The 22,138-nt window shown below is 70.8% G+C and carries 15 protein-coding genes; 11 read left to right on the top strand and 4 right to left on the bottom strand.

Annotation, left to right across the window (positions count from 1 at the left end; genetic code table 11):
* Nucleotides 1-161: 161 nt before the first annotated feature.
* Nucleotides 162-1,517, bottom strand: a complete 1,356-nt coding sequence (locus IE277_RS40485) for an amino acid permease (RefSeq protein WP_189958742.1) — start codon at nucleotides 1,515-1,517, stop codon at nucleotides 162-164.
* 167 nt (nucleotides 1,518-1,684) lie between these two features.
* Nucleotides 1,685-2,896, bottom strand: coding sequence for a helix-turn-helix domain-containing protein (locus IE277_RS40480; protein ID WP_189958736.1), 1,212 nt, complete (start codon nucleotides 2,894-2,896; stop codon nucleotides 1,685-1,687).
* Nucleotides 2,897-3,082: 186 nt separating this feature from the next.
* On the opposite strand from IE277_RS40480, the gene IE277_RS40475 reads away from it, so the two are divergent.
* The 6 genes from IE277_RS40475 to IE277_RS49030 all read left to right on the top strand — a co-directional run bounded on the left by IE277_RS40475 (nucleotide 3,083) and on the right by IE277_RS49030 (nucleotide 15,604).
* Complete coding sequence (locus tag IE277_RS40475) at nucleotides 3,083-3,808, top strand: response regulator transcription factor (RefSeq protein ID WP_189958735.1); 726 nt, start codon at nucleotides 3,083-3,085, stop codon at nucleotides 3,806-3,808.
* Between the two features lie 4 nt (nucleotides 3,809-3,812).
* Entirely contained in the window at nucleotides 3,813-5,312 is a 1,500-nt protein-coding gene (locus IE277_RS40470; protein WP_189958734.1) for a sensor histidine kinase, read from the top strand.
* A gap of 804 nt (nucleotides 5,313-6,116) precedes the next feature.
* Nucleotides 6,117-6,866, top strand: a complete 750-nt coding sequence (locus IE277_RS40465) for a sensor histidine kinase (protein ID WP_189958733.1) — start codon at nucleotides 6,117-6,119, stop codon at nucleotides 6,864-6,866.
* A gap of 482 nt (nucleotides 6,867-7,348) precedes the next feature.
* Nucleotides 7,349-10,111, top strand: a complete 2,763-nt coding sequence (locus IE277_RS40460) for a LuxR C-terminal-related transcriptional regulator (RefSeq protein WP_189958732.1) — start codon at nucleotides 7,349-7,351, stop codon at nucleotides 10,109-10,111.
* On the top strand, nucleotides 10,108-12,657 hold the full coding sequence (locus IE277_RS40455) for an AAA family ATPase (RefSeq protein WP_189958731.1): 2,550 nt from the start codon (nucleotides 10,108-10,110) through the stop codon (nucleotides 12,655-12,657). Before IE277_RS40460 ends, IE277_RS40455 begins: the two co-directional genes overlap by 4 nt.
* A gap of 67 nt (nucleotides 12,658-12,724) precedes the next feature.
* Nucleotides 12,725-15,604: an AAA family ATPase gene (locus IE277_RS49030; RefSeq protein WP_189958730.1), complete on the top strand. Its 2,880-nt coding sequence runs from the start codon at nucleotides 12,725-12,727 to the stop codon at nucleotides 15,602-15,604.
* A 22-nt stretch (nucleotides 15,605-15,626) separates the two neighbouring features.
* On the opposite strand, the gene IE277_RS40445 is transcribed toward IE277_RS49030, so the two are convergent.
* On the bottom strand, nucleotides 15,627-15,845 hold the full coding sequence (locus IE277_RS40445) for an acyl-CoA carboxylase subunit epsilon (RefSeq protein ID WP_189958729.1): 219 nt from the start codon (nucleotides 15,843-15,845) through the stop codon (nucleotides 15,627-15,629).
* Nucleotides 15,846-15,898: 53 nt separating this feature from the next.
* Nucleotides 15,899-16,669, bottom strand: coding sequence for a thioesterase II family protein (locus IE277_RS40440; RefSeq protein WP_189958728.1), 771 nt, complete (start codon nucleotides 16,667-16,669; stop codon nucleotides 15,899-15,901).
* A 334-nt stretch (nucleotides 16,670-17,003) separates the two neighbouring features.
* Between IE277_RS40440 and IE277_RS40435 the strand changes: the two genes are divergently transcribed.
* From IE277_RS40435 to IE277_RS40415, 5 genes are all read left to right on the top strand, one after another.
* Complete coding sequence (locus IE277_RS40435; protein WP_189958727.1) at nucleotides 17,004-17,855, top strand: metallophosphoesterase family protein; 852 nt, start codon at nucleotides 17,004-17,006, stop codon at nucleotides 17,853-17,855.
* A complete protein-coding gene (locus tag IE277_RS40430) occupies nucleotides 17,852-18,742 on the top strand; it encodes a 4'-phosphopantetheinyl transferase family protein (RefSeq protein ID WP_189958726.1) in 891 nt (296 codons plus the stop codon). The genes IE277_RS40435 and IE277_RS40430 overlap by 4 nt, the downstream gene beginning before the upstream one ends.
* A 61-nt stretch (nucleotides 18,743-18,803) precedes the next feature.
* The gene (locus IE277_RS40425) at nucleotides 18,804-20,309 is read left to right on the top strand and encodes an NDP-hexose 2,3-dehydratase family protein (protein ID WP_189958725.1); all 1,506 of its coding nucleotides are present in this window, start codon (nucleotides 18,804-18,806) and stop codon (nucleotides 20,307-20,309) included.
* The gene (locus IE277_RS40420) at nucleotides 20,293-21,081 is read left to right on the top strand and encodes an NAD-dependent epimerase/dehydratase family protein (protein WP_189958724.1); all 789 of its coding nucleotides are present in this window, start codon (nucleotides 20,293-20,295) and stop codon (nucleotides 21,079-21,081) included. The genes IE277_RS40425 and IE277_RS40420 overlap by 17 nt, the downstream gene beginning before the upstream one ends.
* 81 nt (nucleotides 21,082-21,162) lie before the next feature.
* A complete protein-coding gene (locus IE277_RS40415) occupies nucleotides 21,163-22,137 on the top strand; it encodes an ABC transporter ATP-binding protein (protein WP_189958723.1) in 975 nt (324 codons plus the stop codon).
* The last annotated feature ends 1 nt before the right edge of the window (nucleotide 22,138 follow it).

Genomic DNA, 22,138 nt, shown 5'->3' with positions numbered 1-22,138 from the left:
GGAGCCTGGCAGCCGGCGACGCGGACGGCGATGGGGGAACTCGCCGCTCGCGCCATCGGGACCGCCGTACCGGAGGCCGGTCGTCTCATCGATCGGCTGCGCACAGGCCGGACGAAGCCCATGGTGCCGGCCGCTCCCGTGCGCTTCCCCGGGCAGGCGTGTCACGGACGCTCGGCGGCCGTTCCCACAGCACGCCCCTGGCGGACCCGCTGACGCACCAGGGCAATGACCACGACGCCCGTGGCGACCAGCAGGGACAGCAGCACGGTCGTACGGCCGCTGCTCTCGCCCTTGGTGTCGGTCAGCATGTAACCGAGGACGAACACGATCAGACCGGCCGTCGCCCAGGTCAGGTACGGGTACAGCCACATCTTCACGACGAGCTTCTCCGGCGCCTCGCGCTGGATGATCTTCCGCATCCGCAGCTGCGAGAAGCAGATGACCAGCCACACGAACAGCGCGACCGCGCCGGAGGAGTTGACCAGGAAGAGGAAGACGGTCTTCGGGTAGGCGTAGTTGAAGAAGACGGCCACGAAGCCGAAGACGACCGACGCCAGGATCGCCGCCAGCGGCACACCGCGGGAGGTGGTGCGGGCGAACGCCTTCGGGGCGTCGCCGCGCTGGCCGAGCGAGAAGGCCATCCGGGAGGCCGTGTACAGGCCCGAGTTGAGACAGGACAGCACCGAGGTCAGCACGATCACGTTCATGATCTGACCGGCGTGCGCGATGCCGAGGGAGTCCAGCGCGGCGACGTAGGAGCCCTCCTTCTTGATGGACGCGTCGTTCCACGGCAGCAGCGAGACCACGACGAGGATCGAGCCCAGGTAGAAGACGCCGATACGCCAGATGATGCTGTTCGTGGACTTGGTGACCGCGCGCCGCGGGTCCTCCGACTCACCGGCCGCCAGCGTCGCGATCTCGCTGCCCATGAAGGAGAAGACGACCAGCAGCACACCGGTCAGGATCGCGCCGGGTCCGTGCGGCAGGAAGCCGCCGTGGTCCGTCAGGTTGCCGAAGCTCGCCTTGTCGGCGTGCACGCCCGGCAGTACTCCGAAGACGGCCAGCAGACCGATGACGATGAACGCGCCGATCGCCACGACCTTGATACCGGCGAACCAGAACTCGAACTCGCCGTAGGAGCCGACGGAGACCAGGTTGGTCGCGGTCAGCACGGACATCACGATGAGCGCCCAGGCCCACTGGGGCACGCCCGGAACCCAGCCGTGCAGGATCCCGGCGCCGGCGGTGGCCTCGACGGCCAGCACGACGACCCAGAAGAACCAGTACAGCCAGCCGATGGAGAAGCCGGCCCAGCGGCCGAGGGCACGGTCGGCGTGCGCGGAGAAGGAGCCGGACGCCGGGTTGGCGGCGGACATCTCGCCGAGCATCCGCATCACGAGGACGACGAGGGTGCCGACGAGAGCGTACGACAGGAGGATGCCGGGGCCCGCGGTGGCGATACCGGTACTGGAGCCGACGAAGAGGCCGGCACCGATCACACCACCGATGGCGATCATCGAGAGGTGACGGTTCTTGAGGCCTGCCTGAAGGCCGCCCGCGGCCGGTGTCTGCTCGCCACGGTCCGACAGGGTGCCGATGTTCCTTGGGGAGACGCTCATTCGTAGTCCTTCGTCCTTCAGATCGAGGCGGTCTGGTGTCTCCGGCGGCACCTGACCGGGTGGGGTCATGCCGGGCGGGGAGCCCGAAGGCGAGGGCGAGTCGGTTCCCCGCCACGGGGCGGACCGTCCGGAACGGCATCGTGGTCACTGACGGCGATGGGGTCCCCTGCGTCCCATGCCTCCGCGAGCGCCGTCTCGGCCCCGCTGAGGCCGGCGCTGGACTGCAGCCGGGTCACCGCGACCGCGGCAAGCGCCGCGCGCAGCGTGTACAAGCCGCGCAGGCCGTCGGGGCGCCGGCCGGTGAGCTGCCCGATCCGCTGCAGGCGACGGTCGAGCGTGTTGCGGTGGATGCCCAGGCGCTCGCAGGTACGGTGACGGACACCGTCGGCGGCGATGAGAGCGGTCAGGGTGTCCCAGAGCACGGGGTGCTCGTGCAGCGGCTCGACCATTTTGAGCAGCCGCTCCGAGACGGCCGGGGTTTCCGCGGCGCCGTACTCCACCAGTACGTCGTCGAGTTCATACACGCCCGGCGGGCAGGCGAGGGCGAGCAGCGTGGCACAGATGCCGTCCGCGACAGACACTCCACCCACGTCCGGCGCTGACCATACCCCCGGATCCTGCCAGTGCACCGCGACCCAGACGTCGCCCGGAAGGTCGCCGCGCGCCTTGCGAGCCACCGTGACAGACTCCTCCTGGTCGGCCGCGGGCAACAGAACACGAGCGCGTTCTCCGCAGGCCAGCACTGTCGCTGCGGCATGGTTTCGGAACGCCTGGTCGATATCGGCGAGCGTGCAGGAGGGTGCATGCACGGCCAGCACCGCGCCGGCTCTGGCGGCACCCTCGGGAGTGCGGTGCACGGGGGCCTGCCCCGGTGGCACCGCGTCGCTCCCGCGGTCGCTTTCGACCTGAAAGTAGCCACAGTTCAGCTCCCGGCCGACCCGGCGGCCGGCGTCACCCAGCCTCAGCACCATGACCTCGTGCGTTAGAGCGTCCTGGCCGTGTCCGCCGACCGTGCAGCGGTTGATGAGGTGACGGGTCATGTCGCGCACCATGCTGAGCAACTCGTCGACAGATCCGCCGCGTCGCTCCCAGGTCCGGCCTTCGGCGCGGATACGAGTGGCGCTCTGCTCGCTCCAGTCCCCCTGGCCGGACACCACCTCGGTCAGGGCCGAGAAGATCTCCCACCGGACTCTGCGGCGCGCTTCATCGACTTCATCGTCCCCCTCTGACGCGAACAGTGGCTGAAGGTCAGGTATCGCCCCCGCGTATGTCGTCATGTCTGGACAGCAAAGCCCACGAAGTTCAGAGTTACATCAAAGTCCCATCAGAAAGCGATCGGAATACGAAGCCGATGGATCATCCCTGTGTCATCATGACCATGAAGGCATGTGATCTCCATCTCCCCTGATCAGGCCGCAGGTTCGAACGGCAACAGGTTCGACTGACTTCATGGTGCACACACGATGAACAAGAGCGACACGTCCCCGAAGACGACCGTGCTCGTCGTGGAGGACGAGTCCAGCATCGCCTCCATGCTCACTATGGCGCTGCAGTTCCTCGGATTCGAGGTGGTCACCGCCGACCGGGGGGCCGAGGCGCTCGCTCGGGCCGCTCAGCACGCCCCGGATGTGATCCTGCTCGATGTGGTCCTGCCCGACGTGGACGGCTTCGAGGTCTGCCGGCGGCTCCGGGACTCAGGCGTCAGCGCCCCCGTCCTGTTCGTGACCGCCCGCGACGCCGTGCAGGACAAGATCCGCGGCCTCGAACACGCCGACGACTACGTCACCAAGCCGTTCGACCTCAACGAGGTGGTGGCACGGATCCGGGCCGTCATGCGCCGCGGACGCGAGCTGACACCGTCCAACGGCCGCAGGCTGCGGGCGGGGTGGGTGGAGCTGGACCAGGACACCCGCGAGGTCTGGCGACACGGCCGGCCGGTGCAGCTGTCCTCCACGGAGTTCGCATTGCTGCGATACCTGCTGGAGAACGCCGACCAGGTCATCTCCAAGGCGCAAATGCTCGACAACGTATGGAGTTACGACTTCCGGGGCGAGTCGGGCATCATCGAGACCTACATCTACTATCTGCGTCGCAAACTGGGCGACACCGACCAGACGCTCATTCGCACCGTTCGCGGGGCGGGCTATCTGCTGCGCACGACGGCTTCCGCACATCTCACGGAGGGCTGAGGCGATGGCCACCGATACCGGCGCCGTCCCGAGCCGTCACAAGGGCCGGGCGGGCCGGTCCGATTCGGCCCACAAGTCCTTGTCACGCAGGCTCACTTGGGGCATCCTCGCGGCCACCGCGTTCGGCGTGCTCGGCGCCGACGTCTCGTGCGTGCTCACGCTTTCGTACTGCCTACGGGAGCACACCGACCGGCAGATCGTCCAGCACCACCGTCTCCGGCTGCAGGCGCTGCGCGAAGGGCACGACCTGCTTCCGGCCGAGGACGGATCCGCATCCGAGGTGACCGACGCCAGGGGTGCCGTACGGCTTTCAAGCGGGGTCACGTCCCTCATCAGAAGCCTGACGATCTCCGCGACGGAGTTGCGCGAGCGGGCCGGCATCGGCCATCCCATGGCGGTGGCGCACCGCCCGGCCCGGGCCATGGTGGGCCGCCTGCCCAGCGGTACCTACCTGGTGACCGCCCGGTCGACGGCCTCGGACGAGGCGACCGTGAAGACACTGGTGGGCATCGAGACCGCCGTCAGCATCCCTCTGATCACCGTGCTGCTGATCGGCGCCCTGTGGAGCAGCCGATCGGTCCTCACCTGCCTGCACGACCTGTCGCGCAGCGCCTGGCGGATCACGGAGGGCAGCAGTGAGCCGTCGGAGCGCATGCCGGTCGTGGAGCAATCGCTGGGGGAATTGCAGCGTACGGCCGACACCTTCAACTACCTGCTGCGACGCATCGAGGAGGGGGCCGTACGACGCCGCCAGGAGGAAACCAGGCTGTGCGAACTCGTCGGCGCCGCAAGTCATGAACTGCGCACTCCGCTCACCGCCATCACCGGGTACGCGCAGCTGGCCAGGCTGGGGGGGCTGGACGACCCACACCGCATGCACCAGGCGATGGAGCAGGTCCAACGGGAGACCTGGCGCATGACCCGCCTGGTCGAGGATCTGCTACTGCTGGCCCGGGTGGGCCACGACAGAATACTCGAACAGCATCCGGTCGATCTGGCCGAGCTCTGTGTCCAGGCGGTGGCCGGCGCTCAGCCCTCCGACGCTCAGCCCTCCGGCGCCCGGCGCACCCTGCGCTGCGTGGTGGAGTCCGCCCCGCATCTGGTGGCGGGCGACCGGCGCCGGCTGGAGCAGGCGATCGGCAATCTACTCGCCAACGCACTTGTCCATACGTCCGAGGGCGCCTCGACCGAAGTTCGGCTGTGTTTGGACGGCGACCGGCATGTCATCGACGTCATCGACGACGGTCCCGGTGTCCCGGAGACCGTGCGGGAGCGCATCTTCGAGCCCTTCTTCCGCGCGGAGACCGTCACAGCACCGGGTCCGGGCCTCGCCTCCAGCCCGGGCCGCGGACTGGGGCTGAGTGTGGCGGCAGCGGTGGTCCGGGCACACGGCGGTCACCTCGGCCTCGAACCGTCCGAGCAGGGCGCGTGGTTCCGTATCAGCCTGCCCGCCCTCGAAGGGCGACGCCGCGCCGGCGCGGTGTCACCGGTAGCGCTGCTCTGAGCCGAACCCGGACGGAGTGCCCCTCACCACATCGGCCGGACAGGCGCCCCGACCGGTGGCGTCCCGCCGAGTCGTGCAGCCGGGCAGCCTTCGCGGCTTCGCAGGTTGCGACAGTGATCGGCCCAGGCACTCGGCGGCGCGTAGCGGGTGCCGCCCTGACCGGCCCGCGCCCGGCGGCCCAGGGCACCCGCCGCGCCAGCCGGGCACAGGCCGTACGGACCGGCGCGGTCCGTACGGCTACACCACGTGACGGAACACCACTGCACGGCCGGTGAAAAACCAGGGATTCACCTGAATTCCGGGGGGTCCGGTTTGTATGACGCACCCTGCGGCGTGGTGCCCCGGCGATGAGGTGGAGGCGAGGCCGGGCGGCGGTTCCCTGGAGTGTTCGGGACACCGGAGGACGGCCTTGATCAGCGCTTTCTGCCTGACGTGGATGTCGCGTTCCCTTCCTTCCGGCTTGTGTGTATCTGGTTGCCAACGGCCTTATCACTTTGAAACACGCAGGTCAAACCGGCCCGCTCTGATATGAGCCGATCTTGGGTATCGTGCCGCGAAGTAAGGCTTCTTTCTCGTGTCGCTTCGATGCCGCGACCCTGATCGGACGGTTAGGTGCACCACCAACGGACTCGAGGGCAGAGCGGCGTAGTGATGCCCCGCCCCTTGTACGCAGCACGGTCCTGGCGCAGATACGTGGTGATCGGGCCCCTGTCCCTTGCGGTCGTCCTCTTCCTGCCATCCGGATCCCTCCTGCGAGCCCCTGGTCCACACGAGCTCTGCAGACTGGCACTGATACTCCTGACGTTGCTGGCGGCACTCGGGTTGGGCGCCCAGCTGCGAAGGGAGCGCGACACCCGTCGCAAGACCGAGCAGCGGCTGCTGGAGTTCCTGGCCACCGCAGGGCACGAGTTGCGCACTCCACTCACCGCGATCTCCGGCTACATCCAGTTGGCCCGGATGGGCGGCCTGGCCGATCCGGAGAAGTTCGACCTGGCCATGTCCCGCATGGCGGACGAGACCCGCCGCATGTTGGCGCTCCTCGACGAGCTGGCCCTGCTCACCGGGATCGACCTGGGCCAGCCATTGCGTCGTGAACCAGTGAACCTGGCACGCCTCTGCCGTGACGCGGTGGCCGATGCCCGGGCCTGCTCCCCGCATCACCCGATCCAGCTGACGATATTGCCGGGCAACCACTCGATCACCGGTGACAGGGACCGCCTCTACCAGGCCGTCGCCAACCTGTTGGCCAATGTGCGCCATCACACACCCAAAGGCACACTCACCGCAGTAGGCCTGGGCACCGAGGATGGCTACCGGGTCATCGAGGTGGTCGATGACGGTCCGGGCATACCCGCCGAGTTGCGCGGCTCGGCCTTCGAGCGGTTCGTCCACGGCAGACAGGCGACCGCTGCCCGCGTTACGGACCATGACGCGGGTGGTGGAAACGGCCTGGGACTGAGCGTCGTCGCGGCCATCGTCACCGCGCACGGTGGCAGGGTGACCATCGAATCCGCCTACCGCGGGGCGTGGTTCCGCATTCGACTGCCCGCCTGAGCCCTGCCGCGCGCCACTCCTCATTCACCCCACACCAGCATTCCGGGGACATTCCCGGGCACGAGAATCGAACCAGATTCAATTTAAAGTTCAACTAAAATCTAGGGGATTCACCAGCTCCCCTTTTCACACATGGTCCACACCCGGCCGGCGCGCGCATCCTACCCCACAATAACGGGATGGATCGGATGAACCAGGCACAAATAGCGCCGCAGTGGATGACACAGCGTTTCCTTTGAAGTCGGCACTACACCCCGCCAGAGCATTCAAGTGGCGACAGCCATTCACAAGACGGACACAGTTGAGAAGCTGTATCGGCTATAATCCTGGATGTTGTCTACCCACACGGAAGCGAGAACGAGGCGTCGGCATCCGCTCGCACAATGCGCCGACCCATTCCCCACCCCACCTCGCACACAGCCCATCAAGTGTCCGTCCCCCACAGAACATCGGGTGGCACCGTGAATCTCACCTTGGCTGCCTTGTCGGCGCATTACCCGCCGCCCCTGGGTGTGGCCCCGGCCGAACCACCGCCGGGCGCGACCGCCCCGCTCTCGACCCTGATCGGCCTCATGCCCCGTGCCGGCTCGGGCCCGGCGCCCGCCGTGATGCTGACGGGGCCCGTCGGCATCGGCCGCACCACACTGCTGCAGGTCTTCTGCGAAACCGTCAGCTCCTGGGCATCGGTGCTGCGCGCCGGCCCGCTCGACGGAACCTGGTACGACACGGTCGGCGCCGTACGGACCGACGCAGCCGTCCTTCAGGCGCCGCTGGACGGCGGGCCCCTGTCCTCCCACCGGCTCCACGAGACGGTGGTGGAGCTCGGCCGACGCGGCCCGGTGGTCCTGGCCATGGACGACGCACACCTGTACCGCCCGCGCTCCCTGCGGGGACTGGACTACGTGCTGCGCAGGTCCATCGGGCTGCCCCTGCTGTCGATGATCACGGTGCCCACTCTTCCTGCCGTCACCGAACACCCCTCCGTCACCTCGCTGCTCGCCCACCACGCCTGGACCCCCATGCGGTTGAAGCCGCTGACGGCCTCATACGTCGCCGAACTGCTCACCCAACGGCTGGGCCGCCGACCCGACGCGGCCATGCTGCGGCGGTGCATGGAGCACTCGGAGGGCATACCCGCAGCCGTCCACGTGTTCGCCGACCGGCATGCCGACACAAGTGTCGGGAGGAACACGGGGCGAGGAACGGGCCCGACCACGCGGACAGGTCCCGGCGCGCTGTCCGGTTCCGCCTCCGCGGTTCTGTCCGCGGCGGCCGCACTGGGCTCCACCGACCCGGAGTTGGTCAGCGAATTGATCCGGATGCCCGTGTCGGCCGTACGACGCGCCATGGACCACCTCGCCGAGCGCCGGGTCCTGTCTCCCGTGGGTCTGCAAGCGGGCACCGGAGGATCCGCCGGTGACGTACCGCACGGCATATCGGGTGACGACCTCATTCCGCTGTACGCCCGTGCCGCGCGGCTGCTGGAGGACGCGGGGCGCCCACCGACCCAGGTGGCGGACGTCGTCCTGCGGATCCGGTACGGCGCCGAGCCCTGGATGCTACAGGCGCTGTACAGCGCGGCCCTGGACGCCGACTCGCCCGATGGCGCCGTGCGTTACCTTTCGCACGCGCTGGACATCGGGGCCGGCCAGGACACCCGTACGCTGCGCCGTATCCGGGCCCGGCTGGCGGAGGCACTCACCACCACCGAACCCGCCGTCGCCCTCGACCATCTGAGCAGGTTGCTGACCACCAGCACCGACGGACGGGAACTGGCCGACATCGCCTTGCGGTACGCCGACACCCTCGTCGTCCTCGGGCTCGGTGACGAGGCGGCCCGACTGCTCGCCCAGGTCCTGGACCGCCCGGCCGACTCCGGGGCGGTCACCGTCCCAGAAGACTGCCGGCCCGCCCTGGAATCGGCCCTGCTGCTCTACGGATCGTTGCGGCCTGCATCCGTACGCTGGCTCAGAGAGCGCTCCCAGAAGTGCTCCGAGCCCGCCGCCGGCAGTCCCGGCAACCGACGCCTGCGGCTGGCACGCACCGCGCTGTCGATGCTCAGCGGTCGGCCCACCGCCCTGCCCGACGGCCCCGTCCCGATGGCCTCCGGCGCCTCCGGCACCCCGCTGGACGACCTGTCGTTGATCGCCTCCGCCGTCGTCGCGCACCTCACCGACCACACCACCACGGCGCTCGACACCCTCGACCAGCTCCTGCACCGCCCGGTCCGCCCGGGTCTCGACCCGAGCCGGGTCCAGGCCCTCATGGTCCGGGCACTGGTGCTGTGCGGCACGGGTGACCTGCCCGCGGCCGAACATGATGGGCGACGGGCCCTGGAATGCGAGCGTCGAAGCGGCGACGGCCCGGTCGTCGCTCCGGCCGTCACCCTCGCCTACGTGCTCGCCCAACGCGGAGAGGTCGCCGCCGCCGAGCACATGCTCCGCGAGATCAACGGCCCGGACCTACAGCCGCTGTTCTACGTCCACCCCCTGTACTGGTGGGCCACGGCAGCCGTCCGGCGAGCCCGCGGCGACCTGCGCGGCGCCCTGGTCGCCCTGCGCTCCAGCGGCCGGGCTCTCGGCCCGGAAGGTTCGGAGTCACCGGTGGTCCTGCCGTGGTGGCTGGAGGCGGCCGACGTGCTGACCGAACTCGGGCGACCGGCCGAGGCACGCCGGGTCGCCGCCCGGGGCGGCGAACTCGTTGTCGGCTGGGGCACGCCGCGCAGTGCCGGACTGGCCTTGCTGGCCCGTGGCCTGGCCACGCCCGGCCCCACCGGACACCGGCTGCTCGACCAAGCGTGTGCCCAACTCGCCCAATCGCCCGCCCGGTTGCTGCGGGCACGCGCCGAGTACGCGCTGGGCGCGGCCCTGCTCGGCGACGGCGACCCGCTGGCTGCCCGGCCCCGGCTGCGAACCGCGCTGGACCTGATGATCGGCTGCGGGGCCGGCAAGGCCGCAGAAGGCGTCCGGCTCCGTCTCGCCGAGGCAGGCGGCAGGCCGCGCCGGCTCACCGGCCGCCCCGGTGACGCCCTGACGGAATCCGAGCGCCGGGTCGCCGCGCTCGCGATGGCCGACCGTTCCAACCGGGAGATAGCGGAGGAGCTGTACATCACCCGGCGAACCGTCGAACTCCACCTGACCCACACCTACCAGAAGCTCGGAGTGAGCGGCCGCGAGGAACTCGTGGGCGTGTTGCGGGACACACCCGGCATCCGTGTGCCCCGGCCGGGTGGTGCGGAGCGATGAGCAGCGCACCGGACAGCCGGCCGGCCCCGTGTAGTCGTACCCTGCGCGAGCGGGCCGCCCAGGACGACTCCGCACCGCTGTACGGGCGGGAGGCCGAAGAAGCGGCGCTGGTCCACATGACGGTCCGGCTCGGCGTCGGCACCCCTGGCGTGACGGTGATCCACGGCAGTCCGGGCAGCGGACGCACGCGGCTGCTCCAGCGCGGCGCGGCGTTCGCCCGGGCCGCCGGCATCCAGGTCCTCACCGCACCGGGCCCGGCCCCGTCCACGCCCGCTCCCTACGCGTTCATACGGCAGCTACGGCCGCCCCGACCGACGACGAACGGACGGTCCCGCGCCGTACAGGCGCCCACGGAGGACTCCGTGCAGGGATGGTGCCACGCGCTGCTGGCGACGGCGCACCGGCCCACGCTCCTCGTCCTGGACGATGTGCACTGGGCGGATTCGCATTCGGTTCAGGTGATCGCAGGGCTGCTGCGCCGGTTCGCCTCGGCACCGCTGGGGGTGCTGCTGAGCGTGACCAGCGCCCGCGGAGAGTTCCCCGATGCCTGCGCCGGACTCGTCGACCAAGTGGGCGCGTTCCAGGAAGGCACAGGTCTGCTGCTGGGACTCGGACCGCTCGGCGTCGCGGAGGTTCGCGCGATGTGCACCGCGCCGGGACTGCCCGTCCCGGCGGCGTCGGACGACATCTGGTGGGACAGTGCCGCCCGGCTCAGCCACGGCAGTCCCTGGCTGCTGCGGCGGGTCATGGACGAGTTGCGCCGGGAGCCGGGCGACTTGCACGCCGCCGGGCTGAGGACGGCGTTCACCCATGGCATCACCGCCGCGCGTGCGACGCGGGCGGCCGAGTCGGCTACGAAGCTGGCCGCAGGACCGCGCGCGCTGCTGAGGGGGCTGGCGGTGTGCCGAGGTCTGGTAGCGGTGGACCAGGTGGCCGCCCTCGTGGGCCTCGACGAGACAGAACTGCCGGGCGCCCTGCGGGCGTTGCGGGTCGAGGGCCTCATCGACTTCGGCGATCCACCAGGGCTGCGGCTGACGGACTGCACGGCCACCTTGCTGGTCGGCATGGACGGCGATGAGCGCAGGCGGCTGCACGTGGAGGCGGCCCGCTGGGCGCACCGCTCTGACGCCGACGAGCAGGCGCTCGCCGCGCTGCTGCTGAACACCGTGGCGTTGGGAGAGCCCTGGGTGCCGTCGGTGCTGCGTCGCACCGCCCGGACCCGGCTGGAGTGGGGCCACTACACCGAGGCGGCCGGACTGCTGGAGCGTGCGCTGCGCGAGCCGCTCAGCCCGGCCGAGCGCGCCGAAGTGCTGCTGGAGGCCGCCGAGGCCTACACGATGGCCACGCCCGAGGCAGCGGAGCACCGCCTCGCCGAGTTGCTGTCCGGAACGCAGGCCCGCCCGCGCGTGCGCACAGCCGCCGTGGACCTCCTGCTCGCACGCGGCGAGCCCGGTTCTGCGCTGAACGCGCCGGCCAGGTTGTACGGGAACGACGGTGCGGCGTCCCCCGGCGTGCCTCGGGAGGTCCGGCTTCGGCCGTCGGACGTCGTGCGCCGCTCCGGATCCACGGCACAGGACGCTGGGGCGGCACTTCACCGTCCGCCGGGCCCGGATGTCGATCCGGCCGCACTCGCCGCCGCGGCGTGGCGGCAGACGATGCGGGGCGACGACGTGGCCGCGGTGCGGGAGATGTGCCGGCAGGTGCTGCGCGCGCCGCTCGACGGAGCGCTGTTCCCCCGGTTCATCGCCTGCTGCGCGCTGTCCCTCACGGACACGCACGGCACGGCACGCAGCGAGCTGGACGCCACGCTCGCCGAGGCCGGGCACCGCCGCAGCCCCGCGGTGGTGGCGTGGGGACTGCTGCTGCGCGCTCACCTGAGCCTACGGGCCGGTGACCCGGACACCGCCGCCCAGGACCTTGCCGCCTGCCGCTCCCTGGCACGGCCGGAGGTGTGGCATCCCAGCCGGCTCGCCATGCTGCGGGCGCTGCAGATCCAGCTGCTGGTCGTGCGGGAGCGCTACGAGGAGGCCGACCGGCTGGCCGGTGAGGAGCTGCCGCTCGGTGCCGAAGACAGCAGCGGTTGGATCCATGTGCTGTATGCCCGCGCGCAGTTATTGCTCAGTCAGGGGCATGTTCGGCAGGCGTCGGAGGAGGCCGAGGAGTGCGGCCGGCGGCTGGCGGCCCGTGCATGGGGCAACCCGGCGCTGCTGGCCTGGCGTTCCCTGGCGGCCCTGGCCCTTCAGGGCAGCGGCGACCATGATCGGGCGGGGGCTCTCTTCGCCGAGGAGGCGCGGCTGGCGGAGCGCTGGGGCACCGACTCCGCGCTCGCCTGGACCGAACTGCGCCAGGGCCTCGGCTCCCCGCTGCCGCAGGCGGCCCGGCTGACCGAACGCGCGCTGCGGCGGCTCGGGAGGGCGCCCGCGACCCGGCGTCTGATGCAGACCGTCGTGGCCCGGGAGGCGGCCGGATCGCATCGCGGGGCACGCGCGGACGCCGCACCACTCGCATCAAGTACCCGGGAGGGCCGTACTCCGACGACTCCGTAACCGAACCCACGTACCGCACGTCTTACACCCCCCATGCTCAACCGCACCGCGCAAGGAGGCCGCTGGCATGCTGCTTGAGCGGCAGAACGAACTGAAAGTGGCGGCCGAGGCCCTCCGGCTCGCCGTACAGGGCAGCGGATCCCTCGTCGTGATCAGCGGACCGCCCGGCATCGGCAAGTCGGCCCTGCTCAACGAGATCGGCGAACTGGCCGTGCGACTGCCCGTCGGCTCGGTGACCGGGTCGGCGGCACGACCGCGGCCCCTGGTGATGCGGGCCTACGCCGCCCCCGCGGAACGCGGCTTCCCCCTCGGCGTCGCCCGGCAGCTGCTGGAGCCCGTGGTCACGTCGGGGGCTTTCGTGCACCGGTGGTGCTCGGGGCCCGCCCGGCCCGCGCTCGCCTTCCTGCAGGGCGACCCGGAGACGCCCCGGCAGCACACCACGACGACCATGCTCGCCCTGCTGTCCCTGGTGGAGAACATCAGCCACGACCGTACGCCGGTCCTGCTCGTGGACGATCTGCACTGGGCGGACGAGGGCACACTGGACTGGCTCGACCAGCTGGTGCAGCAGGTGACGCACCGAGGGATCCTGGTCGCGGTGACCATGTGCGAGGGAGAACCCGCGGCGGAGCCACCTGTCATCCGCCCGGTCGCGGCCGCCGAGTACACCCTGCTGCCGGCCCCGCTCACCGCGGCATCGGTCGGCGCCCTGGTCCTGGACCACCTTGGCGTTCCTGCGGACGCCGAGTTCACGACCGCGTGCCACGACGTCACTCGCGGCAACCCGAAGTATCTCGTGTCGCTTCTCCAGGAGTGCCGAACCCGTGGTATGGCCCCGGTGGGGGCCGCGGCGCCGCGGGTGGCCGGGCTGGTGCCGCCGGCGCTGCGGCGGCGTCTGCTGCTGAGTCTGCGGGAGCAGCCGCCGTCCGTGCTCGCCACAGCCCGTGCCCTGCTGGTCCTCGGAGACGACGCCGACCCGCAGGCGGTGGGCGAACTGGCCGGGCTGGATCCGGTGGACCGGGAAGACAGTCTGTGGCGGCTGCGCCGGCTGGGGCTCCTGCTCCCACGGAAGGACGGCCTCCGGCTGGCACATCGGGCGGTCCACGAGGCGATCGAGGACGTCACACCGCCGGGCGAACGCAACCGGCTGCACCTGGCGGCCGCCGCCCTGCTGCGCTACCGGGGCAGCACGCCCGAGCAGGTGGGCAGCCATCTGCTCGCCAGCACCGCCCAGTTGGACGACGACGCGGTCGCAGCACTGCGGCACGCCGCCGGGGCGGCCGTGCGACGCGGCGCCCCCGAGACGGCCGCCCGTTATCTGCGCCGGGCCTTGTGTGACGCCCCGCCGTACAGCAGCCCACGGGCCCGGCTCCTGGTGGAGCTGGCGACCGTGGAGCGCAGCTTCGCTCCCTCGGTCGCCGTCCGGCACGTCGCCCAGGCGTTCCCGCTGCTGTCCAGCCCGCTGGCCCGGGCCGAGGCGCTGACGGCGCTCACCCCGGTGACGCCCGGTGCCACGCTGCTGTCGCTGGGCGACCTATTGCGGCAGACGGCCGAGGAGCTTGCGGCCCCGGAGGCGCTGCCGGGCGACCGGCGCCCGCTGGAGCTGCGCTTGGAAGCCCGGCTGCGTTACCTGTGCAAAAACGACCCAACGGTGCTCGGGTCAACCCTGGACCGCTTGGCCTCGCTCGGCGAACGACCGGACATGTCCGGCAGCGGCCAACGCGAGTTGCTGGTGACGCTGCTGCACTCGGCGACGGCGTCCGCCACACTGCCCGCCGCACAGGTGGGGACGCTCGCGCGCCGTGTGCTGAACCACGAGCCGGCCTCCGCAGCCCATGTGCACACCATGCTGCCACTGATGGTGTCGGTCTCGGCCGCCGCGGACTCGGTGGCAGGACTGCCGCCCTGGCTGGACACGGCACTCAAGGACGCGGTGCGCCGGGGAGGGCGGCTGGAGGAGTCGGTGGTCCTCAGCGAGCAGGCGCTGGTGCTGCTCGCCCAGGGCCGGCTCACGGCGGCGCGCGAACGGGCAGTGAAGGCCTGCTCCGTGGTGGGCACGGAGGAGGTGAGCACCCTGACGGCGCTCGCCCTGGTCATGGTGGCGCTCAGAACCCAGGAACCGGAACTGGTCGCTTCGCTGCCGGAGCGTACCGGCGGACTGTACGAGAACTGCCGGCTGCCGGGGCTGTTCACCCTGGTGCGGGGGCTGAAGGCGGAGCAGCGGGACGAGCCGGGCGTGGCGGTGGAGCACTTCTTCGACGCGGGGTACGCCCTGGAGCGCTCCGGTTGGCGTAATCCGATGCTGGCACCGGCGGAGTACTGGGCGGCGCGCACGCTGCACCGGATGGGTGATGCGAGCCGGGCCGAAGAGCTGTGCGCACAGCATCTCGAGCGGGCACGGGCCTGGGGTGCTCCGTCGGGCCTGGGCCGCGCGCTGGCCCTGCAGGCGAAGGTGACGGGCCAAGCCGCGGCACCGGGGTTGCTCAGGGAGGCCGCCGAGGTGCTGGAGGGGTCCGCCGATCTGCACGCGCGGTCGGTGGTGCTGCTGCGGCTCGCGGAAGCGGTGGCAGCGCGCCATGCCACCGAGGCGGAGACGGCGTTGCGCACGTCGTACGAGCTGGCCGTGGAGTGCGGGGCGTCCTGGGTCGCAGCGCGCGTACTGGAGATGCTGGGGCCCGCGGCGGCCGGCGTCACGGTGCGGGCACGGCTGACGTCGGCCGAACGGATGGTGGCTCAGATGGCCGTGCAGGGCCTGACCAACCAGGCCATCGCCGACACCCTCGGCGTCTCACGGCGGGCCGTGGAGAAACATCTGACGAACTGCTACCGCAAGATGTCCACGTCCGGCCGTTCGGGCCTCGCCGACGCCCTCGAGGAAGCGGGCCTGTCCGACCCGGCGGGCGCGCCGCCGCCCGCCGAAAGGGTCCGTCCCCAGGGAGCGGCCTGAGGAGTTCAGGCCGGGGTCGTGGTCACGACGCCCCGCGCCAGCTCACCGGCGACCGGTACCAGGGGCGGCGTTCCGGACGGCTCCAGCGGGCGACGGCGCTGGAGGGGCCGTCAGGGTGCGGATCATCGTGGCCGCCGGCGACGGCGCGGGCCAGCAGGACCGCTGTCAGCGCGGCGATTTCCTCCTGACTGGCCGTGCCCCGCGCGACCCGCACCAGGGCGGTCTCGTCGGACGTGCTCATCTGTTTCCGTTCCTTCCTTGTGTCGGGTCGTGCTCGTGGCAGGGCGGCGCCGGTCAGGTGCCCTGCGGCGCGGCCTGTGCCGCGAAGTGGTCGTCGAGCACCTTCAGCACGTCCGCGGCACGGCTGTTGAGGTAGAAGTGGCCGCCGGGCAGGATCCGCAGATCGAAGTCGGCGCTGGTGTGCTTCGCCCAGTCCTGGGCCTCGTCGACGGACGTCTTGGGATCGCTGTCGCCGACCAGGGCGGTGATCGGGCAGGCCACCGTGGCGCCCGGTGCACAACGGTAGGTCTCGACCGCCCGGTAGTCGCCGCGCAGCGCGGGCAGGATCATCCGGATCAGTTCGTCGTCACCCAGCAGTCGGTCGTCAGTGCCGCTCATCGCCTTGACCTCGGCGATGATGCCGTCGTCGGTGCGGCGGTGGACGTTCTCGTCGCGGTAGCGGGAGGGAGCCCGCCGACCCGAGGCGTACAGGCGTACGGGACCGCTGCCCTCCCGCTCGAACCGCCGGGCCACCTCGAAGGCGACGAGCGCGCCCATGCTGTGTCCGAAGAAGGTCAGCGGACGGTCGTCCCAGCCGCGCAACGCCTCGTGCACCTGGTCCGCAAGCGTGGCGATGTCGTCGGTCAGCGGCTCGTTGCGCCGGTCCTGGCGGCCCGGGTACTGCACGGCGACGACGTCGACGCGCGGGGCGAGGGCCGTGGAGACCGGCAGGTAGTAGCTGGCCGAGCCGCCCGCGTGGGGGAAGCAGACCAGACGGTGGGCGGCGTCGGGAGCCGGGTGGAACCGCCGGCACCACAGGCCGTCGTCGGCGGGGGAAACGCTCACGCTGCTCGTCCGTCCTCTGTCAGGGGTTCCAGTGGTCTTCAGGGGATTCCAGTGGTCCTGGCTGGTCTTGAGCACTGGCTTGGTCGTGCGGATGTGCCGCCACTATCCGGCACGGCCGGACCCGAGGCGGCCATGGCCGGCGGAAGACTGGGCGTTTCCCCTGTACTTCGTCCGGAGGGGCCGCAGCGCGTTGTGCGGTCCGCCGGGACGGTGACATAAACGGGTCGGTGACACAGAGCGCCGGACGCGCAGGCGAGGCTCCGGACGTGCAACGAGGAGTTCCCATGCCCAGCACCACCGATCCGCGGCCCCCGACCGGAGGGGCACCGAAGCGGTGAGCCATGTCCCGGGCGGCAGGCTCTTCGCGGTCAGTGACCTGCATGTCGCCTACGAGCAGAACCGTGCCGTCGTAAGGGACCTGCGTCCCCGCGATCCCTCCGACTGGCTGATCGTCGCCGGTGACATCGGGGAGCTGGCCTCGGACGTCGAGTGGGTGCTGCGGCTGCTCGCCGAGCGGTTCGCGACCGTGGTGTGGGTGCCGGGCAACCACGAACTGTGGACCCACCCGGACGACCCGGTGACCCTGCGCGGTGAGGCCCGTTATCGCAGCCTCGTCGAACTGTGCCGGTCGCTCGGGGTGTTGACCCCGGAGGACTCGTATGCGCAGTGGCCCGGCCCCGACGGGCCGGTGGTGATCGCACCGCTGTTCCTGCTGTACGACTACTCGTTCCTCCCGCCGGGTGCCACCGCCGCCGCCGACGCGCTGGCCCGGGCGGAGCGGGCCGGGGTGGTGGCCACCGACGAGTTCCTCCTGCACAGCGACCCCTACCCGGACCGCGCGGCCTGGTGCCGGGCGCGGCTGGCGTACACCCGCGAGCGGCTGGACGCCTGCCCGCCGGATCTGCCGAGCGTGCTGGTGAACCACTTCCCGCTGGTCCGCGAGCCGACCCAGGTGCTGCGCTACCCGGAGTTCGCGCTGTGGTGCGGGACCACCGCCACGCACGACTGGCACCGGCGTTACCGGGCGGCCACCGTCGTCTACGGTCATCTGCACATACCCCGCACCACCTGGCACGACGGGGTGCCGCACCGCGAGGTGTCGTTGGGCTATCCGCGCGAGTGGCAGGCGCGCGGGATACCCGATCCGTTGCTACGCGAGATCCTTCCCCGGCGAGGCACCCCATGACGTCGCTGATGCGCCGGCTGCTGCCGGACCACGTCGAAGTGACCGAGGTCCGCGGCGAGTTGGTGGCGCCCCCGCTGTTTCCGGAGGAGGAGGTGGTCGTGGCGCAGGCGGTGGACAAACGCCGGCGGGAGTTCGCCACCGGCCGGCGGTGCGCCCGGCTGTCGCTGTCCGCACTGGGGATTCCGGCGGTACCGCTGCCGCCCGGGCCGCACGGTGAGCCCGGCTGGCCCGCGGGGGTGGTCGGTGCGATCTCCCACTGTGACGGCTACCGGGTGGCGGCGGTCGCCCGCGCCACCGACCTGGTGGCGCTCGGCATCGATGCCGAGCCGGCCGCCCCGCTGCCGGACGGCGTCCTGAAGGCGGTGTCGCTGCCCGAGGAACGCGCCGGCCTCGCCCGGCTGAGGGGTTCGGTGCCTCAAGTGCCTTGGGACCGGCTGCTGTTCAGCGCGAAGGAGTCGGTGTACAAGGTCTGGTTCCCGCTCACCCGCAGGCCGCTCGGGTTCGAGCAGGCCCGGCTACGCTTCACCCACGAGCTGGATGCCACGGGGGGAGTGCGGGGCACGTTCTCTGCCCGGCTGCTGATACCGGTGCCGCCCGCCTTCGCGGGTCCGCTCGGCGGCGGCGCCGAACTCACGGGGCGGTGGCTGGTCGACCAGGGTCTGGTGCTGACCACGCTGACACTGGCCGCGCACCCGGCGGGGAACGGCCCACGTGTCGCTGAGCCGGTGGACCGGACCCCGGCCGACACATCCGGGACTTCGCCCGCACCGACAACACCCCTCACAGACCCTATGGACGGCAGCCCGCGTACCGGCGAACCGGTGGACCGGGCCGCGGCCGGTGCGCCCGGGGCGTCGGTGGGACCCAGCACGCCGTGGCCACCGTAGGCAGCCCCATGGGTCCGCGGCGGTTGCCGTGGGCCGACTCCGATCCGATGGAGAGGCAGCGATGCCCCAGCTCAACGCGACCGGTCCCCGGTCCGATACCGATGCGGTCCTCGCCGCGCGGCTGGCCGCCTCGGCGACGGCCACCGGTGGCGAGGCGATGTCCGACGTCCAGTTCTTCGACTGGCTGGACGAGCGCCGCCGCAAGCACAGCCAGGAGGTGCGCCGCACCACCTTCGCCGACCTGTCCGGTTGGCACTTCACCCCGGACACCGGCGACCTGGAGCATCACAGCGGGCGATTCTTCGCGGTGCGCGGGCTGCGGGTGCGCACCGACTTCGGGCCGGTTCCGCAGTGGCACCAGCCGATTATCAGGCAGCCGGAAATCGGCATACTGGGCGTCGTGGTCCGCGAGATCAACGGGGTGCTGCACTGTCTGATGCAGGCGAAGACCGAGCCAGGGAACGTCAACGGGGTGCAGCTGTCGCCGACCGTGCAGGCCACCAAGAGCAACTACACGCGGGTGCACGGTGGTTCCCCGGTACCGTATCTGGACTGCTTCCGCGAGCCGCAGGCCCGGGGCCATCGGGTGCTCGCGGATGTGCTCCAGTCCGAGCAGGGCTCGTGGTTCTTCTGCAAGCGCAACCGCAACATGATCGTCGAGGTCGGCCCGGAGGTGGAGGCCGGTGAGGACTTCTGCTGGCTGACACTGCGTCAGATCAATGCTCTGCTGCACTACGAGAATCTGGTCAACATGGACGCACGTACGGTCCTGTCCTGCCTGCCCGACTGGCAGCACGGCGCCGGACGACAGACTCCCGGCATCCACTCGGACACGGCGGTCCGCAGCTGGATCACCACACAGCAGAGCGAGCGGGAGGCCGGCGCCGAGCTGCTGCCGTTGCGCGAGGTTTGGGGACGTGGCTGGTACCGCGCCGAGGACCGCATCTCCCACGAGCGGGGCCTGTTCTTCAGCATCGTGCCCGTGGACGTCGTCTCGAACCGGCGTGAGGTGGCGTCCTGGTCACAGCCGCTGCTCGAGCCGCACGGCACGGGGGTGGCGGCACTGCTGGTGCGCCGGATCGACGGCGTGCTGCACTGCCTGATGCACGCCCGTGCCGAACCGGGCTATCTGGACGTCATCGAACTCGGCCCCACCGTGCAGTGCACCCCCGAGAACTACGCCCATCTGCCCCCGGCGGCCCGCCCCCTCTTCCTGGACCTGATACAGGGGGCCCGTCCGGAACAGGTGTGGTTCGACACGGTGCTGTCGGAGGAGGGCGGCCGGTTCCTGAACGCACAGAACCGCTACCTGATCATCGAGGCGGACGACAGCGTCCCGGCTGACGCCTGCGCCGATGTCCCGGACGTCTACCAATGGGTGACGCTGCGTCAGCTCGGCGAGTTGCTCAAGTACAGCCACTACGTCAACATGCAGGCGCGGACCCTGGTCGCGGCCCTGCGCACCGTCGCCGGCATCGCTCCCGGCCCAACCGTGGCCGACATCGGCGTTCCGGAAATCGGGGGCACCGCGCAGGGAAGGGGGGCCGGCCGTGCGGATCATCGGTGACGGCTTCCTGGCCCGCAACCTGGCGTCCGCGTTCGAAGACCGCTTCCCGGAGGTGACGGCGCTCGCCTCCGGCGTCTCCAGCACGGCCACCGCCACCCCCGGCGAGTACGACCGCGAGGCCCACCTCCTCTACGACGTACTGGACGAGTGCAGGCGGCACGGCCGACGGCTGCTGTTCTTCTCCACAGCCTCCTTCTCCCTGTACGGCTTCCCCGCCGGCGAGGCCACCGAGGCGGACCCCGTACGGCCGCCGAACGCGTACGGGCGGCACAAGCTGGCCCTGGAGAGCGTGGTGCGCTCCTCCGGTACCGAGCACCTGATCCTGCGGCTGAGCCATGTGGTGGGCCGCCATCAGCGCCCGCATCAACTGCTGCCCACCCTCGTCAGGCACATCCTCGAAGGCGAGGTGACGGTTCATCAGGGCGCCCACCGGGATCTGCTGGACGTACGGGATCTGCTGCATGCGGTCGGGCGGCTCCTCGATGACGGGGTCAGCGGCGAGGTCCTGAACCTGGCCTCCGGAAGTCCGCAGCCGGTGGAGTCGATCGTCACGGCCATCGAACAGCGCCTCGGCGTCACGGCCCGCCGCATCCATCGCCCGGGCTCGCCCGCGATCACGCGTGCGTCCGTGGGACGTCTGCGCCGGCTGGTGCCGGACTTCCGTACCGGCACCACGGTCCAGGACCAGGACTATCTGGGCGCCCTGTTGGACACTTATCTGCCCTACTACGCCGCGCTTCCGGTGGACTTGAGGACACCGTCCGGCCGGTGACGACGTCCGTCGACTGTGAGAACCCCTAGACATGTCCCGCGGACACAGGACGGAAGACATACCTCCGCTTAGCGTGGCCGCATGATAGAGCTTGCGGGAGTGACCAAGCGGTACGGCGAGAAGGTGGTGGTCGACGACCTCGCCTTCACGGTCCGGCCCGGCTGCGTCACCGGATTCCTCGGACCCAACGGAGCGGGCAAGTCCACCACGATGCGGATGATGCTCGGTCTGGACCGCCCCACCTCGGGCCATGTCCTCATCGACGGCCGGCCGTACGCGCAGCTCAAGGAGCCGCTGCGCCATATCGGTGCGCTGCTGGACGCGAAGGCGATGCACGGCGGACGCAGCGCGTACCAGAACCTCAGGTGCCTGGCCCTCAGTAATCGCATACCGGAGTCGCGGGTCGAGGAGGTGCTCCATGAGGTCGGTCTGAACCCGGTCGCCAGGAAACGGCCCAAGGGCTTCTCCCTGGGCATGGGGCAGCGGCTCGGCATCGCCGCGGCACTGCTCGGAGATCCGGAGATCGTGCTGCTGGACGAGCCGGTCAACGGCCTCGATCCAGAGGGGATCCACTGGATCCGCACCCTGATGAGGCGGCTGGCGTCGCAGGGCCGCACTGTGTTCGTCTCCAGCCATCTGATGAGCGAGATGGCGCTGACCGCCGACCACCTGGTCGTCATCGGCCGCGGCAGGCTGCTCGCGGACACCAGTATGGAGGACTTCATCGACCGCAACTCCCGGTCGTCCGTGCGGATCCGTACGCCCGAACCGGAGAAGCTGCGGGACGTGCTGTCCGCCGTCGGCATCACCGCCGCCGAGACCGGGTCCGGTGCCTTCGAGGTGGCCGAGGTCCCCGCGGAGCGCCTCGGTGAACTCGCACTGGCACACGGCATCCTGCTGCACGAGCTGAGCCCGCAGCACGCGTCCCTGGAAGAGGCGTTCATCGCGCTGACCGGTGAGGCGGCCGAGTACCGCACCGGTCCGCTCGCCGCGACCGCCGCGTCGGGCCGCGACGGGATCGCACCGCAGACGCAGCCCATCGGAACGGAGTCCTGAC

It is taken from the genome of Streptomyces alanosinicus, assembly GCF_014650595.1.
In the GTDB taxonomy this organism is placed as follows: Bacteria; Actinomycetota; Actinomycetes; order Streptomycetales; family Streptomycetaceae; genus Streptomyces; species Streptomyces alanosinicus.
This window is presented reverse-complemented; position numbering and strand designations above follow the sequence as displayed.